Below are 15,171 nucleotides of genomic sequence, written 5' to 3'. Positions count from 1 at the left end.
AGTAGTCCCCTGTATCAGACCGTTCAGTGAAAGTTCAAAGGCTCGCAATGGATAAAACCACGCTCCAATACACAAAACAGACCCTGGAATGCTGGGACGAGGCTGCGAAAGTACATGCCGAGGCCAACCGCGATCTGGCTGCCAAGGTTGCCTGCAAAAGCTTCAACAGCCTGGAACAGGATTTCAATGCGCTGGTGGACAGGTTGCCTCTTGCGGGGCGCTCTGTCGTCCAGATTTGTTGCAATAACGGCAAGGACCTTATATCCATAAAGAACAAAGGCGCCGGATACTGCTTGGGGATCGACGGCTCCCACGAGTTTGTACAACAGGCGAAAGCCCTGGCGAGCGTAAGCGCGCACAGCGATCTGGATTTTGCCTGCCATAACGTCTACGAAATCCCCCAGCACTACACCTGCCAATTCGACATAGCAATAGTTACTGTGGGCGTTCTCAACTGGATGCCCGATTTACCGGGGTTTCTTGCCACCTGTGCCTCGTTGCTAAAGCCCGGTGGCTACTTTTTGATGGAAGAAATTCATCCGGTATTGAATATGTATACCGAAGGTTCTCCATCGACGCTGGGGGCATCCTACTTTGATCGCTCCGCGCAGGTCGATGACGAAGGCCTCGATTACTTCACGGGTAAGAAATATTCCGCAAAGGAAAATTATTTTTTCCAGCATACATTGAGTGACATATTGATGGCGGCCATCGAAGCAGAGTTAGCTTTAACGTATATCGAAGAATTACCCTGTAACGTCGGAAATTATTGCGCAGATCTGGCAGACGCTCCCCACAACCCACCGCTGGCGTTTATCGTCAGCTGGCAAAAAACGCTCACGAAATAGCAGCATTACAGCAGGTATAAGATGGCAGGACAGGGCAAACGCATCAAAGGCAAGGTTGTTACCTGGAATGATGACAAGGGATTCGGGTTTGTCGAGCCGATGACCGGAGGCAAGCAGGTATTTGTGCATATCAAGGCCTTCCAGAACCGGCAACGCCGGCCCGGTGTAGGCGATACGGTTACTTACCGGGTTTCCACCGGCAAAGGCGGGCGCACCCGAGCGGTCGACGCGGTTTATGCGGGGGAGCGGGCAATCGGCGCTGGCACCAGCAAAAGAGGCAGTTCAGCGAAATCTCCGCCAATCGTTATTGCCCTGGTGTTTTTGGCATTTGTGGCACTATCGGTAGTAGCAGGCAAACTGCCACCGGCCATTTTGCTCACGTATGTGGTATTCAGCCTGCTGACCTACCTGCTCTATTACCTCGACAAGTCCGCCGCGCGCCAGGGCCGCTGGCGCACCAAGGAAAGCAGTCTTCACCTGTTGGCACTGGCGGGTGGCTGGCCCGGCGCGCTGGTGGCGCAGAAAACATTGCGACACAAGTCACGCAAGCAACCCTTCCGGTTTATTTTCTGGCTTACCGTATTGGCCAATATCGGCGCACTGGTCTGGTTCCACAGTGCCGATGGCGCAGCGTTTCTGCATGAAATGTTGGGTGACAACGCCCGGCTGCCATTTCCCTACTGATTACCGCGGCGGGTACCTTTAAGAGTGGACTTTGCGCAGGAATTCGCGCTTTATCCACTGGCGCCCGGGCCGGCAAGCGGCAGATCTGCTAGAACCTAAAGGAGCCATCTTCTGTCCTGACTGCTGAACTAGGCCCCGATATGCCCCCAGCCGCCTCTCTTGCCACTACCATCGCGGGTTCGCCCCTTGCCTCCTGCCTGTACAACGCCTCGGGGCCTGTATGCAGTACCGCCGACGAGCTCGATGCGCTTGGCGGCAGTGACGCCGGTGCCATCCTCAGTAAAAGCGCCACGCTGGAGAAGCGCGCAGGCAACCCCGAGCCGCGCTACGTGGAAACTTCGTGGGGCAGTATCAACAGCATGGGGCTGCCCAACGAGGGCTACCGCTATTACCTGGATTACGCGCGCCGCGCGCAGGCCTTTGGCAAACCCTATTTCATGTCGGTATCTGGTTTGAGCCACGATGACAATATCGACATTATCAAGGCGCTGGCCAGGGAAGAGGCCATATCCGCAATTGAGCTGAACCTGTCCTGCCCCAATGTGCCGGGTAAACCGCAAACCGGGTACGACTTTGACCAGAGCCGCGTGCTGCTGGAGCGCATATTCGAACATGTGGACCAGCCACTGGGGGTAAAGCTGCCGCCCTATTTCGATTTGCCGCACTTCGACATGATGGCGGCGGTACTGAATGATTTCCCAATCGCATTCGTGACCTGCGTGAACAGTATCGGCAACGGCCTTGTGGTCGATACGGACACTGAATCGGTGGTAATCAAACCCAAATCCGGCTTTGGCGGTATCGGTGGCGACTTTATCAAGCCCACTGCACTCGCCAATGTACGCAAGTTTTACACCTTGCTACGAGAGGACATTGCGATCATCGGCTGCGGCGGAGTTAAGACGGGAACGGACGCATTCGAGCATATTCTGTGTGGCGCCAGTGCGGTGCAGATCGGCACCCAGCTGATGCGCGAGGGAGTCGGTTGCTTCGCGCGTATTGGCCGCGAGTTATCCACGCTCATGCAGGAAAAGGGCTACCCGGATATCGACAGCTTTAAAGGCAAACTCAAGTCTCTCGACTGAAATCGCGCCGGCGCCAAGCTGGCCCGTCCACGCCTTATCTGCTTTACTTCCCCGCTCACATTTTCGCTTGCCTGCCAGGGCAGTCGGGACCGTCTGACTCTGTAATCTGGAGCTTTATCCGTGGAAGTCCGCATTGTGCAATTCCCCGAGACTCGCGTGGCGGTCGTCGAACATCAGGGGCCTCCCTCCGAGGAGCACCAGTCTATCCAGAAGCTTGTTGCCTGGCGCCGGGAAAACCGTTTGCCGCCCTCTGCCGAACATCGCAGTTATGGCCTGCATTACAACGATCCCTTCGCTGTCCCGCCAGATGAGTACCGGGTGGATCTGTGTGTATCGGTAACCGGACCTGTTGCGCCGAATCATTTCGGCGTTGTGGAAAAAGTCATCCCGGCCATGCGCTGTGCCGTGGCCAGGCATCTGGGTTCCCGTGCACACGTGAGCGCCGCGGAATACCTCTACAACACCTGGCTGCCACAGAGCGATGAACAGATGGCCGATTTCCCGATCATTTTTCACTATGTGAATGTTGGCCCGGAGGTAACAGAGGCCGAGATGATGACCGATGTCTACCTGCCACTGGTGCGAGCACAACGATTGAATTGTTTATGTTGAAGCTGAAAAAGATCCATCATGCGGCCATCATCTGTTCTGACTACCCGCGCTCGAAAGATTTCTATACCGGGACCCTTGGACTGAAAGTACTCGCAGAGAATTATCGCCCTGCGCGAGACTCCTGGAAGCTCGACCTGCAATTACCGGATGGCGGGCAAGTGGAGCTGTTTTCATTTCCCGGCGCACCCCCAAGGCCCAGTTACCCGGAAGCCCAGGGCTTAAGACATCTGGCGTTTGTGGTGGATTCCGTAGAGGGGAGCAAGGCGGTACTGGAGCAGCAGGGTGTGGAAGTGGAGCCGGTGCGGGTGGACGAGTTCACCGGCAAGCGGTTTACTTTTTTCAGCGATCCAGATGGCCTGCCTCTCGAACTGTATGAAAACTAGAAAGCGTCTGGAACAGTAGATTCGAATAAAAAAATCGCATAAAAAAAGGGAGCCGTGTGGCTCCCCCGTTTGCAGGTGACAGCGGTCGGCGGCGGTTAAGGGGCCGACAGCCTGTCACTATCCTTCGCGGTACCCTTGGCAGAACTTTTAGCCGAACCTTTGGCGCCGCCCTTCGCACTTTCCTGCCCCTTCGGTTTCAGCTCGGCCAGCATCATTTTCATCTGGTTGTATTCCGCTTCGCTGGTCATCTCCAGCATCAGCGGCTGCGCTACACGGGCGAAGTAGTCCGCATCTTTCTGGTTGTACAACTCCTGGGCCATCCACTGCGCGATGTGCTGTTCGCGAGGGGCACGCAGGTAGGCCTGCTCCAGCATTTCTGTGTACTGCTTTTTCGGGTAGCCCAGCATCTCCATGGACATCGCGAGGCCATACCAGTGCATCGCCTGCTCCGACTGGTTGTTCACCAGGTTCACGAAAGTATCGCGCGCTTTCTTGAGCATGACTTTATTACGCTCATCGCCGAATTTGGTGATTTCACGGTTCAGCCACAACCAGGCTTCGGCCTTCTGATACCAGAAGCTGCTGCGATCCGGTGGCGATACCTGAGCCAACAACTGCTGCGCACGCTCAAAGTCTCCGATACGAGTGGCGGCATCGGCACGTACCGCATTGAGTTCCGGGGTATAGATGCCCTTTTTCTCCGCGTAGCGCACCATCGCCTCGACACCTTCCAGGTTGTAACCGGACTTCACCAGGAAGCGCGCCAGCTCTACCACGGTTTGCTGCTCGCTCAGCGCCTTTACCTTCGGACGTGCCGGTTTGAAGCTGGCCGGTACCTTGCCGCGGGCGAGGTCGAACTTGCCGTTCTGGAAGCGGGAGTTATAGGACGTTTCAATCTGGCTGAAGGACATGCCCAAATTCTTGCTCAGGGCTTTGACCGGGTCAGCGCCGTTGTTGTAATCCTTCACGAATCCCTTGAACTGCTCGGCCTTACCGCTATTCATGATCAGCCAGTGGGCCAGCATCCAGCCACTCGCGTATACCCGGCCCTTGTCTTCATCCGGGGTGTTATAGGCGGTGGCCTCCAGCAACTGCTGCAACGGCATCGGGCTGGTGTACAGCAGAGTCATGGCCCGCTCGCCGGGGATGGCGCCGATCTGGTAAGTGTTGTCAGGGCCAAAGGTCATGGTGGACATGAACTCGGCAAAGCCCTCGCTGTACCAGTAGGGATAATGCGTGGTGGTGCCGTTGTAACTCAGGAAGTGGGTGTATTCATGGAACAGGAACTCCCGTGCTTCCAACTGGCGCTCACCGGTGCGGCCGTCGAGGTTCACCAGCGCATAGCTGCCCTCGGCCGTGGTATCAAACAGGCCGTTGGTCAGCTCGGCAAGATCGTCGCCTACCAGCCCGGCGTAGCTGTCGCGGTCCGCGGCGGCGTAGACGGTCAGTTTGGTGCCGTCATCTTTCGCACCAAGAAGGTCGAGCGCCACAGCGCGGTAACGCTCGAGATCCTGCGCCAGGGTGCGCACGGCAGCGGGGTCACCATTGGTGATGATATGGAAATTAGCGCTGTCAATTTGGTGCCAGGAATCTTGGGCCAGATTGCCTGCCATGGCGCCGCCAGCAAACAGCAGTGCGCTGGAAAATAGGACTATGGAAGCAAGCAATCTTGAAAACATATTCTGGCCACCCGGTTGAGAATGCTCGGGACAACTGGCTGCTTTTTGTACAGCGTTGCGCGAATAGCCACACTACCTGTTTTTATTGGTTAAAAAAAGACCAATTGATATCCAGAACTATCGAGACAGCTGTGGCGGTCTATACTTCCCTCCCAATCCTCGATCAATAAATCTGTTGGAAGTTGCGCCACACCAGGTGCACAGCCTGAACACGGACAAATCCGGACAGCCAGGTTTCGACCACACAGTCCATACCAGTCATATTCTGACCTGATAGTTTCGCGTTTATCCCTCCGCCAGTGACTGAGAACGCTTTCTCAGTTAGCACAAATGACCAGATTTCACTTCCAGTCACTCTTCTAGAATCTGGGCCGCCTGCTGGTTAGCGCACTCCGCAGGCCCATAAAAGCAATAAATCAAAATAACCCGAGAGAAAACAATGAACACATTCGCCCTCCCGGCGCTGCTCGCTGGCGCCCTGTCGCTGTTAACCTCGCTGCCATCGCAGGCGGACCCCACCTTTATCGCCGATCTGGATATCACCAGTTTCGACGGTACAGAAATCGACGCGAACCTTTACATACCCGATACGCAGGCGCCGACTAGCGGTTACCCCACGGTGCTGTTTACCAACAGTTGGGTGCTGGACAAGAATCAGTACCTGGCGCAGGCCAAGGCTCTGGCGGAACACGGCTACCTGGTGATGAGTTATTCCACCCGCGGCTTCGGTGCCTCCGGCGGCACCGTGGATGTGACTGGCGCCAATACCGTCGCCGATGCCCGGGTACTGATCGACTGGCTGGAGGCCAACTACCCGGTAGGCAATCTGGGGCTGGCCGGCATTTCTTATGGCGCCGGCACCTCGCTGGTAGTTGCCGCCGCTGATCCGCGCGTGGATGCCGTGGCGGCGCTCTCCGGCTGGTCCGACATTGTAGAAGGGCTGTACCCCAACGAGACCGTCAACCTGGTGTGGGGCACGCTGCTCACGCTGACCGCCTTCAACCTCGACCCGTACGTGGACACCATCTGGAGCAACCTGCGTTCCGGCACTGATATCGACAGCGTGTACAACTTCGCCGCACCGCGCTCGGCACTCAGTTATGTCGACGCGCTGAACACGAATGGCACCGCGGTACTGATGTCGAACAACTTCGCCGATTACCTATTCAAACCCAACAGCATGACCCAGCTCTACAGCCTGCTGGATGGCCCCAAGAAGCTGATGTTGAACCCGGGAACCCACGCCATAGGCGAAATACTCGGCGGCAATGAAGGGCATATCTGGGCCACCAGCTTCCGCTGGTTCGACCACTATCTGAAGGGCGAGGCCAACGGTATCGACAGCGAACCCAAGGTGGATATGGCGGTACGTATCAGTAATAAGCAGGAACAATTCGACGACTTCCCGGTAACCGACAAATCCACCCGCTATTACCTGCACCCGCGCCTGAGCTACTTCAACAACGCCAGTATGGAAACCGACACCTACAGCGGTTGGGGTTGGAACAACGAGTTCCACGGCGGCGCCGACACCAAGGCCGGCACCGGTATCCCGCTGTTGTCAGATATCCTCGAGGGCTTTGGCGTGCCGGTGTATACGGATATGAAAGGTATCAACGGCTACTACGCCATCGAGTACAACTCGCCGCTGCACTGGAGCAGCTTCAGGATCCGCGGCACCCCCACCCTGGACATGTGGATAGTACCGAGCAAGCCGGAGGTGCAGCTGCAGGTGCACCTGTACGATACCGATGCCCTCGGCTGGGGACGCCTGATCACCCACGCGCCTTACACCCTGCGCAATGCCACCGTCGGCCAGGCACAGAAAGTTTCCCTGGAGCTGTTCACCACCTCCTACGATGTACCCGCAGGGCATGTGGTAACCCTGGCAATTGACACCGAAGGCAGCATTTACCAGAAGCCTGCGGACACCCACTATGAAATCACCGTGCCCTACCGGCGTGACCGGCAATCAGTGCTGACGATTCCACATCTCTAATTCGCTGGAATCTTGCGCCCGGCCATTACGGCCGGGCAATCCAGATATTGCCGTTGTTTGTAAATGAGTTTGAAGTGAAGGTAGCGATACCGCCTCGATCTTGTTTAGCGGTCAACACTCGATTATCGCTGGCGTAAAACTCCACCCGGCGCCCGCGCAACCCCACCTGTCCCGTTTGCCTTTTAAATTCCCCTCCGCAAACCGCTAAAATAGGAGTTTTCCCAACCAATTTACGGAAATCATGCGACAACTTGCCCTCACCAGCCTCCTTGCCGGACTAATACTCCTCGCCGGCTGCGATACCAAGAACAAGCCCACACCCGATGTGGAGAAACCCGCTGCCGAAGCCACCACCGAGGCAGAGACCACCCCGGCCGCTGAAACCGAAGAACAGCCCCCCGCCGGCAAACTGCCCGACGGCGTGCGCCCCACGGCCTACCGCCTCGACCTCAATCTCGACCCGCGCGAGGACCGCTTTGATGGCCAGGTGGAAATCGACATCGAGCTGGACGCGCCCACCGACCATATCTGGATGCACGGCAACAACATCGACGTTGCCGACATCAAGGCGCTGGTGCCCGTTGAAGCGGGCAAAGCAGAAGACAAGGTCGTACCGGCACACTATCGCCAGTTGCTGGAAAGCGGTGTAGTGAGAGTCGACTTTGCCGGTGGCGTACCCGCCGGGAAAATCACTCTGCGCATCAAGTACAGCGCGCCGTTCGACAAGAACCTGGCGGGCCTGTTCAAGGTGGTCGAGCAGGGTGAGTCCTACGCGCTGGCCAAGTCCGAATCCATCCAGGCGCGCCGCTTCCTGCCCGGGTTCGACGAGCCGGGCCTCAAAGCCACTTACGATATCAACCTGACCATTCCCAAAGGCTATGTGGCCATCGGCAACGCCCCGGAAGCCAGCCGCACAGATGTCGGCAATGGGATGGAGAAAGTCACTTTCGCCCAGACCCGCCCCATGCCCACCTACCTGCTGTCGCTGGCCGTAGGCCCATTCGATGTGGTGGAGCGTGCGCCGATTCCCGCCAACAAATATCGCAAGGAAGAGCTGCCGCTGCGCGGTTTTGCGCGTAAAGGCCGCGGCAAGGACCTGAAATACATCCTCGATGTCACTCCCGAGATGCTGCGTATTTTTGAAGAGCAGCTGCAACGTCCTTACCCGTTCCGCAAACTGGACATCGTCGCCGCGCCCCAATGGCCCAGTGGTGCCACCGAACTGTCTGCCGCCATTACCTACCGCGAACAGCGTATCCTGGTGGAAGGCGAAAAGCCGGCACCGGGCCTGCGTCTGGCGCTGCTCGGCGTGCACGCCCACGAAATTGCCCACATGTGGTTCGGCAACCTGGTTACCCCGCCCTGGTGGGACGATCTGTGGCTGAAAGAAGGCTTTGCCACCTGGGGTACACCGCTGGTGCTGACCATTATGGAACCGAACGGCGGCCACGACCTGAACGCCGCGGTGCGCGCCATCAGTGCGATGAAACTCGATTCGCTCGCCAGCACCCGCGCCATCCGCGAGCCGATCGACGACAACAACGATATCCGCAACGCCTACGACGCCATCACTTACGCCAAGAGCCTGGGTGTTATCCACATGGTGGATGAATACTTCGGTGCGGACACCTTCCGTCCGGCGCTGGGTCGCTATGTGGAAACCTTCGCCGATGGCGTGGCCAGCTCACCGGATTTTTACCGCGTGATTGGTGAAGAAACCCAGAGCCCGCGCCTTACCGACACCTTCCGCACATTTGTGGAACAGAAAGGTGTGCCGCTGTTGCAACTGGCCATGGACTGCAACACCAAGGGCGAAGCCAAGGTGCACATCCAGCAGCAGCGCTACAAGCCACTCGGCTCGCCGATTACCGACGCCGGTAAAAAGTGGAGTATCCCGTTCTGCATGCGCAGCAGCAGCGGCGTGGAGCAGTGCGAGTTCCTCACCGAACCGGAGCAGAGTGTCGACGTTTCCGGCGGCGAGTGCCCGGCCTGGGTACTGCCGAATGTGAACGGCAGCGGCTACTACCGCTTCAACCTGCCGGAAAACGGCTGGCAGGCACTGATCGACCAGTTCGACAGTCTGGCACCGACCGAGCAACTGGCTGTTATCGACAGCGCCTTCGCCGCCTTCGAAGCCGGTCATCTGAAGCCGCAATTACTGGTAGCAACCATCGAGAAATCCGCGGCCTCGGATAAGCGCCAGGTAGTGGAAGCGTCTTTGGGCTACCTCACCAAGTATGGAAACCGGTACGCAGATAAAAACCAGCAGCAAGGCTGGCAGGCGTTCCTGCAGAAGCTTTATGGCGAGAAAGTCGCGCAACTGGAAGGCAGTACCGACAACGACAGCAAGCTGTTGCACAGCACACTGCTCGGCTTCCTGGCACTGGATGCGAAACAGCCGGCTGTGCGTAAGCTGCTGAAAGAAAAAGCGGAGAAATTCACCGGCTTTAACCAGGAGCGGGATTCCAAGGCCCTGGACTCCGATCTGTATACCAGCGCCCTGACCGTCGCGGTGCAGGATTCCGGCAAGGCCTTTGTGGATCACCTGATCCAGATCCGCAGCGAGCTGGATGACCCGCTGTTCGACAGCGCCAGTGCCAACGCTCTCGGCCGCATCACCGATCCGTCCCAGCTCAGCGCAATCCAAAGCCTGGCACTGAGCGACGCGATGGGGGCGCGTGAAGCGTTCGGCCTGATCCAGAATGCGCTCTCGGAGCCAGCCCTGCAGGCGAAAAACTGGGATTGGCTGCGCCACAACTTCAGCGCAGTGGTCAGCAAGATTCCAGAGCAGTGGCGCCGCAACACGCCGCGCTTTGCCGCAAGTTTCTGCGACCTCGGTTCACTGAAAGAGGTACAGATGCTGTTCACCCAGCAGAAGAAACTGGTACCGGGTTATGAACGCGCACTGGCACAGACCGATGAGAGCATCAATCTGTGTATGGCTTTGCGGGAGAAAGGACAGGAACTGGTAACCAGCGTCCAGTAACGTTCAAATCTCTACGTTTTAAAAATGGCAGCCACTGGCTGCCATTTTTTAGGTCGGTTTACCGAGTGATCCCCCGAGCGGGCTCTCCTATTTTTTCACGACTTTGCGCAGGCGGAACGACAGCCAGATCAGGATCAGTCCAAACAAAATTGCATAGCCGCCGATTAGCCAGAGCAACGCCAGCGCCCCCGCTTGCGGATTTACCAGCAGGGCAAGGCCAAACAGCACCGAGATCAGACCAGCCAGAATTAACAACCACTCATGGTCAATTTCCTTGCGCAGCCGCACAGCGCCGATGATCTCAAATATCCCGCGCACCAGTGCCCAGGCACCGATAAATACCACCAACACCAACGCCGTCACCTGTGGATAAATAAAAGTCACAATTCCCGCGGCAACTCCGCTGATACCCACAAACAGCAGCCACCATAGTGAGGAGCCCTGGACCTGCCCCCGCCCTTTAAACGCCCCGAACAAGGCGACGACACCATCAACTAACGAGTAAGCGCCAAACAGGATGATCAGGCTGAGCAGGGAAATACCCGGCCAGACAAATGTCAGCACCCCGAACAACACGGCGAATAGACCGCGCAACAACAGAACCCACCAGTTTTCAGCCAGGAGTTTCAACATCGGCCGGGTAGAAAGTTCAATCGAATCGGAAGACATAGCCAGATACCGCAACATTGCTGTCGGAACAGGATTTATAGTCTTGCGATTGCGCACACACCAGTCATTGGTCTCGTTCAAACCTCGGGTATCCGCCATGCAATGTATGCGCGTGTAACGAGACGACTTCTCGGTCAAAAACCGCTATGATGTTTCGCTCTGTCACGTTCAAGATTTCCTCGCAGTTTGCAGGAGTGCCGATCCCGTGGAAATTGATCTCGAAACGGTACAGGAGTTGGCCCCGGATCAGGCCTCCCTGAACGCCGCCCAAAAACTGCTGAAGCCAGCCAAATGGCCCGTGCGGGGCTTTTCCACAGAGGCCCGAGCCATCTGGGGACAATGCCAGGGCTCCGGTTCCAAGCCCTATTTCACCATGGCCGATCCGGTGGACCATGGCTACAAGTGCACCTGCCCCTCGCGCAAGTTTCCCTGTAAACATGTACTCGCGCTGCTTTGGCAATACTCCGAAGCCGCACAGGATTTTTCCGAAACCGAGCATCCCGAATGGGTACAGGAGTGGCTGGGTCGCCGGCGCAAGGGCGGCACCAGCAGTGCAGCACCGGGCAAAAAAGACGATAGCCCCCCAGCGGCAAAAAATATCCGGCGCGCGGGTGAGCCGGAACCGCAGCTCTCAGCCGAAGAACAGCAAAAGCGCGCCGAAGCCAACGCCCGCCGCGCCGCGCGCAACCGTGAAGCCACACAAAAATCCGTCAGCGTGGTACTGCAGGAATTCAGTCTGTGGATCGACGATCAGCTGCGTACCGGGATCATCCATTTAATTCAGGAAATTACCCCCCGCAGTCGCCAGCTGGCCGCACGGCTCGTGGATGGCAAGGCGGCGGCACTCGCCGCGCGGCTGGATGAGCTGCCGGCGAAAGTACTCGCTTTGCAGGGCGAACAGCAGCTGGACATGGTGCTCAAGGAACTCGGTCAGATGCTGCTGGTATGCCGAGCCTGGCAGGCCAACCCGGAGGATCCGGATACCCGGCGCGATATCCTCGGCGCGGAGAACCGCGAACAACTGCTTCAGGACAGCGCCGCGCTGCGCATCAGCGGCAACTGGCTGGTAGTGGGCGAGCGCAGTGAGACCCGCCGCGATGGTCTTATCGCGCACACCAGTTGGCTGTTGTGCCTGGACCAGCCCGACGCGCCCGCAGCCATGCTGCAGGATTTCTATCCGGTTTCCGCCGGCCGGCGCACCACATCCCCGGCCGTGGGGCGGCAGTTACAGGGTGAGGTCTGCTACTACTCCAGCCGCGCCCCCCTGCGCGCCCTGCTCGGGGAGTTTCGCGAGGTGGACACAACGGACCACGTGGCGTGGCCCGACACGGCACCGGCGCCACTGGCCGAGTGGCACCGCAGCCTGACCGCGGTTCCCTGGCGGGAGCTGGCCGGCTGCCAACTGGGTAGCGGCCTTATTTGCGTGGACGATGCCAAAACATACTGGTGGCAACCGCAGGGAGGGGACCTGGCATTACCGCTCGCCAACCAGTCTCTGCCGCCGCTTCTCCTCGGCACCCGACTCAATGGCGCCTTCGTAAGCTGGAATGGCCTTCAGGCAGAACTGCTTAGCGCCAGTACCAGTGACTGGGGACATATCCCATGCTGAACCGCGATCAACACGAGCAGATCCAGTCCCTGATTGAGCAGCAGCGTAAACGCTGGAGTATCGGCGATGAATCAGCCATAGACACGCAGCGCCTTCCCGAATCCTGGCAGGCGCTTTTGCAAGTGGATGCCGACGCACCCGACGGAATGGCACAGCAACGCCTCGCCGCGCTGGCGTTGACCAGCCAATACCAATTGCTGATGTATCGACAGAAAGCACCCGCACTCACTGCGCACCCGCCAATTCCCTCTCTCGACCTGCCACCACTCAGCGGCACGCGACGCGCGGCATTCCGGCGGCTGGCTGCTCAGCTTGCACGGGGGGAAGCCTTTTTCCCGGCGACCCTGCGGCTGATGGCCAGACGCGGGGTCAGCGCCCACCCCGCAGACTGGATGCCCGATCCCGGGGCCAACGAAAACCGGCTGCCGCCGGTATATCGTCCATGGCTGCAATGGATACACCAGCAACACTCGGCAGCAAACGCTGTAATCGCGCTTGGCGAAGATAACTGGGACGACTATATGCCCGGTGAACGCAAGGCCCTGATTGCCGATATGCGCCGCACCGATCCCTCGCGGGCCAGAACGCTGCTGGAGGCCTGTATCGGCCGCGAATCAGCCGAGCGGCGCGTCGCGCTTCTGGAGCTGCTTCAGGTCCAGCTTGTGGAAGACGACATTAATTTCCTGCGCGGCCTGACCACCGACCGCTCGCAGAAGGTGCGAATCCTGTGTGCCCAATTACTGTCACAGCTGAACGCGCTGGATGACGAGAGTGCAAAAAATACCGGGACGGATGACCAGGAGCACGATCGCCTGAGCGAGGGCTTTCAGGTCAAAAAATCCGGGCTATTGCAGCGGCGGATAGTTGTCGAGCCGCAAAAAATAAAACGCGGCAAACAAACCCAGCTGCGCCTGGAACAATTGGCCTCGGTAACCTTCCAGCAGTTTGCTGCTGCGCTCGGTATTTCCACGCAAATTCTTGCCACCGGCTGGCGTTTCAATAGCAATGCCCGACCGGAAAACCATGGGTTTGTACTTTGTGCCATCCGCTCTGCCGGCAGTGCCGAGATTGCCAGTCTGTTCGAGAACCTGCTGGAAGAACACGACAGCGACCAGTTGGACCATTTACTCCAGACAATAGCCCCACGCCTGGACCCGCAACAGAAACGCGACACCTTTGAGCGGCTGCAAAGCAAAAAGGGCATGGATATCAGTGAGTGGCAGAGATTCCTGGACGATGTCGATATCGAGCTGGGCTGGCAGCAACTGAAAGCCAGCCGCGCCGGCAAGGACTTCCTGGCAGAAGTTAAAAAATCGGCCGGCAATGACGGCTACCTGCAGCACCCTGACTTACAGGAACAGCTCAACGCACTGGCATTATTAGTCAGTGCAGCGGATGCCGAGCTGGCTCTCGAACATTTAATTCAGATCGGTGTGCTCCGGGTGGATCCCGCACTGGAGCTGCTCAAGTTCAACTCCCAGCTAACCGGGGAAAGTTCCGGTCAACGCTCAACCCAAAACATTCAGGAAACCCCATGAGCACTATTCTGCGTCAGCCCGCTGAAATCACTTATCAGGCCGAACTGGATGCACTGAAAGCACAGGACAGTGGCAACAAACCGGAAAACTGGCAACTGTCTCCGCAGGCGGTGGTGACCTATATCCTCGGCGGCAAGGCGCCTGACGGTACCGCCATTAGCGCCAAGTACATTGGCAATCGGCGCCTGGTGGAAACTGCCGTTGCCACCCTGGCCACCGACCGTGCGCTGTTGCTGTTGGGCGTTCCGGGCACCGCAAAGTCCTGGCTATCGGAACACCTCGCTGCCGCGATCTGCGGTAACTCCACTCAGGTTATCCAGTGCACCGCCGGCACCGACGAAAACCAGATCCGCTACGGCTGGAATTACGCACAGTTGCTGGCCAACGGTCCGAGCCGCGACGCACTGGTGCCGACGCCCCTGTATCGCGCCATGGAAGCAGGCTCGCTGTGCCGGCTGGAAGAACTGACGCGTATGGGCTCCGATGTGCAGGACACGCTGATTACCGTACTGTCAGAAAAAATGCTGCCAATACCCGAACTCAACGATGCGGTTTATGCCCAGCGCGGGTTCAATGTGATCGCCACCGCAAACAACCGCGACAAGGGCGTCAATGAACTGTCCTCTGCGCTGAAGCGGCGCTTTAACGTGGTTGTACTGCCCCTTCCGGATGACATGAAAGAAGAAATCGGCATCGTATCGCGGCGGGTCGAGGAGATGGGTTCTTCGCTGTCCCTGCCGGTACCGAAAAACGCCGCCGAAGAAATTGAAAAAGTCGTCACCATGTTCCGCGAGTTGCGCGGCGGTGAAACCCTGGATGGCAAGATTACCCTGAAGACACCCAGCGGCAATCTATCCACTGCCGAGGCGATCGCAGTCATGGTCGGAGGCCTCAGCCAGGCCAACTGGTTTGGCGGCGGTGCGCTGAAAGCCGAGGACATTTCCACCAACCTGGTGGGCGCCATCGTAAAAGACCCGGTACAGGACAAAGCCGTACTGGAAGAGTATCTGGAAACCGTGCTGCGCAAGCGACGCGACTACGCCAGTTATTACCACGCGATCAACGAAGTGCTTTAAGGC

The 15,171-nt window shown here is 58.0% G+C and carries 12 protein-coding genes; 10 read left to right on the top strand and 2 right to left on the bottom strand.

All coding sequences use genetic code 11. The annotated features are described in order from the left end of the window. Positions 1–47 precede the first annotated feature (47 nt). The 5 genes from LC093_RS09755 (at position 48) to LC093_RS09735 (ending at position 3,612) form a co-directional block, all read left to right on the top strand. Positions 48–848 carry a class I SAM-dependent methyltransferase gene (locus tag LC093_RS09755; RefSeq protein ID WP_226664593.1) on the top strand — a complete coding sequence of 267 codons (801 nt, stop codon included), beginning with the start codon at positions 48–50 and terminating at the stop codon, positions 846–848. 21 nt (positions 849–869) lie between these two features. Next, complete coding sequence (locus tag LC093_RS09750; RefSeq protein ID WP_226664592.1) at positions 870–1,532, top strand: DUF1294 domain-containing protein; 663 nt, start codon at positions 870–872, stop codon at positions 1,530–1,532. A 140-nt stretch (positions 1,533–1,672) separates the two neighbouring features. After that, positions 1,673–2,617 carry a dihydroorotate oxidase gene (locus LC093_RS09745; protein ID WP_226664591.1) on the top strand — a complete coding sequence of 315 codons (945 nt, stop codon included), beginning with the start codon at positions 1,673–1,675 and terminating at the stop codon, positions 2,615–2,617. A gap of 120 nt (positions 2,618–2,737) precedes the next feature. Next, positions 2,738–3,229: an AraC family transcriptional regulator gene (locus LC093_RS09740; protein WP_226664590.1), complete on the top strand. Its 492-nt coding sequence runs from the start codon at positions 2,738–2,740 to the stop codon at positions 3,227–3,229. Beyond that, positions 3,223–3,612, top strand: coding sequence for a VOC family protein (locus LC093_RS09735; protein ID WP_226664589.1), 390 nt, complete (start codon positions 3,223–3,225; stop codon positions 3,610–3,612). Before LC093_RS09740 ends, LC093_RS09735 begins: the two co-directional genes overlap by 7 nt. Positions 3,613–3,707: 95 nt before the next feature. Here the strand turns inward: LC093_RS09735 and LC093_RS09730 are convergent, their stop codons facing one another. After that, positions 3,708–5,291, bottom strand: coding sequence for a hypothetical protein (locus tag LC093_RS09730; protein ID WP_226664588.1), 1,584 nt, complete (start codon positions 5,289–5,291; stop codon positions 3,708–3,710). A 439-nt stretch (positions 5,292–5,730) separates the two neighbouring features. Here LC093_RS09730 and LC093_RS09725 point away from each other — a divergent pair, with 439 nt between their 5' ends. Next, complete coding sequence (locus LC093_RS09725; protein ID WP_226664586.1) at positions 5,731–7,290, top strand: alpha/beta fold hydrolase; 1,560 nt, start codon at positions 5,731–5,733, stop codon at positions 7,288–7,290. A 241-nt stretch (positions 7,291–7,531) separates the two neighbouring features. Further along, positions 7,532–10,276 carry a M1 family metallopeptidase gene (locus LC093_RS09720; RefSeq protein WP_226664585.1) on the top strand — a complete coding sequence of 915 codons (2,745 nt, stop codon included), beginning with the start codon at positions 7,532–7,534 and terminating at the stop codon, positions 10,274–10,276. A gap of 87 nt (positions 10,277–10,363) precedes the next feature. Here the strand turns inward: LC093_RS09720 and LC093_RS09715 are convergent, their stop codons facing one another. Beyond that, on the bottom strand, positions 10,364–11,002 hold the full coding sequence (locus LC093_RS09715; protein ID WP_226664584.1) for an HdeD family acid-resistance protein: 639 nt from the start codon (positions 11,000–11,002) through the stop codon (positions 10,364–10,366). Between the two features lie 148 nt (positions 11,003–11,150). Here LC093_RS09715 and LC093_RS09710 point away from each other — a divergent pair, with 148 nt between their 5' ends. Genes LC093_RS09710 through LC093_RS09700 form a run of 3 tightly spaced genes read left to right on the top strand, consistent with a single transcriptional unit; the run spans position 11,151 to position 15,168 of the window. Beyond that, complete coding sequence (locus tag LC093_RS09710) at positions 11,151–12,554, top strand: SWIM zinc finger family protein (RefSeq protein WP_226664583.1); 1,404 nt, start codon at positions 11,151–11,153, stop codon at positions 12,552–12,554. Next, positions 12,548–14,092 carry a DUF5691 domain-containing protein gene (locus tag LC093_RS09705; protein WP_226664580.1) on the top strand — a complete coding sequence of 515 codons (1,545 nt, stop codon included), beginning with the start codon at positions 12,548–12,550 and terminating at the stop codon, positions 14,090–14,092. The genes LC093_RS09710 and LC093_RS09705 overlap by 7 nt, the downstream gene beginning before the upstream one ends. Then, on the top strand, positions 14,089–15,168 hold the full coding sequence (locus LC093_RS09700) for an ATP-binding protein (RefSeq protein ID WP_226664578.1): 1,080 nt from the start codon (positions 14,089–14,091) through the stop codon (positions 15,166–15,168). The genes LC093_RS09705 and LC093_RS09700 overlap by 4 nt, the downstream gene beginning before the upstream one ends. The last annotated feature ends 3 nt before the right edge of the window (positions 15,169–15,171 follow it).

Source organism: Microbulbifer aggregans, from assembly GCF_020524005.1.
In the GTDB taxonomy this organism is placed as follows: domain Bacteria; phylum Pseudomonadota; class Gammaproteobacteria; order Pseudomonadales; family Cellvibrionaceae; genus Microbulbifer; species Microbulbifer aggregans_A.
The sequence above is the reverse complement of the archived record's forward strand: the minus strand, read 5'-3'. Positions and strand labels throughout refer to the sequence as shown.

Excerpts from the sequence above, each read along its gene's own strand:
- LC093_RS09700 (WP_226664578.1), top strand. The coding sequence starts at position 14,089 with ATGAGCACTATTCTGCGTCAGCCCGCTGAAATCACTTATCAGGCCGAA.
- LC093_RS09705 (WP_226664580.1), top strand. The coding sequence starts at position 12,548 with ATGCTGAACCGCGATCAACACGAGCAGATCCAGTCCCTGATTGAGCAG.
- LC093_RS09725 (WP_226664586.1), top strand. The coding sequence starts at position 5,731 with ATGAACACATTCGCCCTCCCGGCGCTGCTCGCTGGCGCCCTGTCGCTG.
- LC093_RS09745 (WP_226664591.1), top strand. The coding sequence starts at position 1,673 with ATGCCCCCAGCCGCCTCTCTTGCCACTACCATCGCGGGTTCGCCCCTT.
- LC093_RS09755 (WP_226664593.1), top strand. The coding sequence starts at position 48 with ATGGATAAAACCACGCTCCAATACACAAAACAGACCCTGGAATGCTGG.
- LC093_RS09730 (WP_226664588.1), bottom strand. The coding sequence starts at position 5,291 with ATGTTTTCAAGATTGCTTGCTTCCATAGTCCTATTTTCCAGCGCACTG.
- LC093_RS09720 (WP_226664585.1), top strand. The coding sequence starts at position 7,532 with ATGCGACAACTTGCCCTCACCAGCCTCCTTGCCGGACTAATACTCCTC.
- LC093_RS09750 (WP_226664592.1), top strand. The coding sequence starts at position 870 with ATGGCAGGACAGGGCAAACGCATCAAAGGCAAGGTTGTTACCTGGAAT.
- LC093_RS09735 (WP_226664589.1), top strand. The coding sequence starts at position 3,223 with ATGTTGAAGCTGAAAAAGATCCATCATGCGGCCATCATCTGTTCTGAC.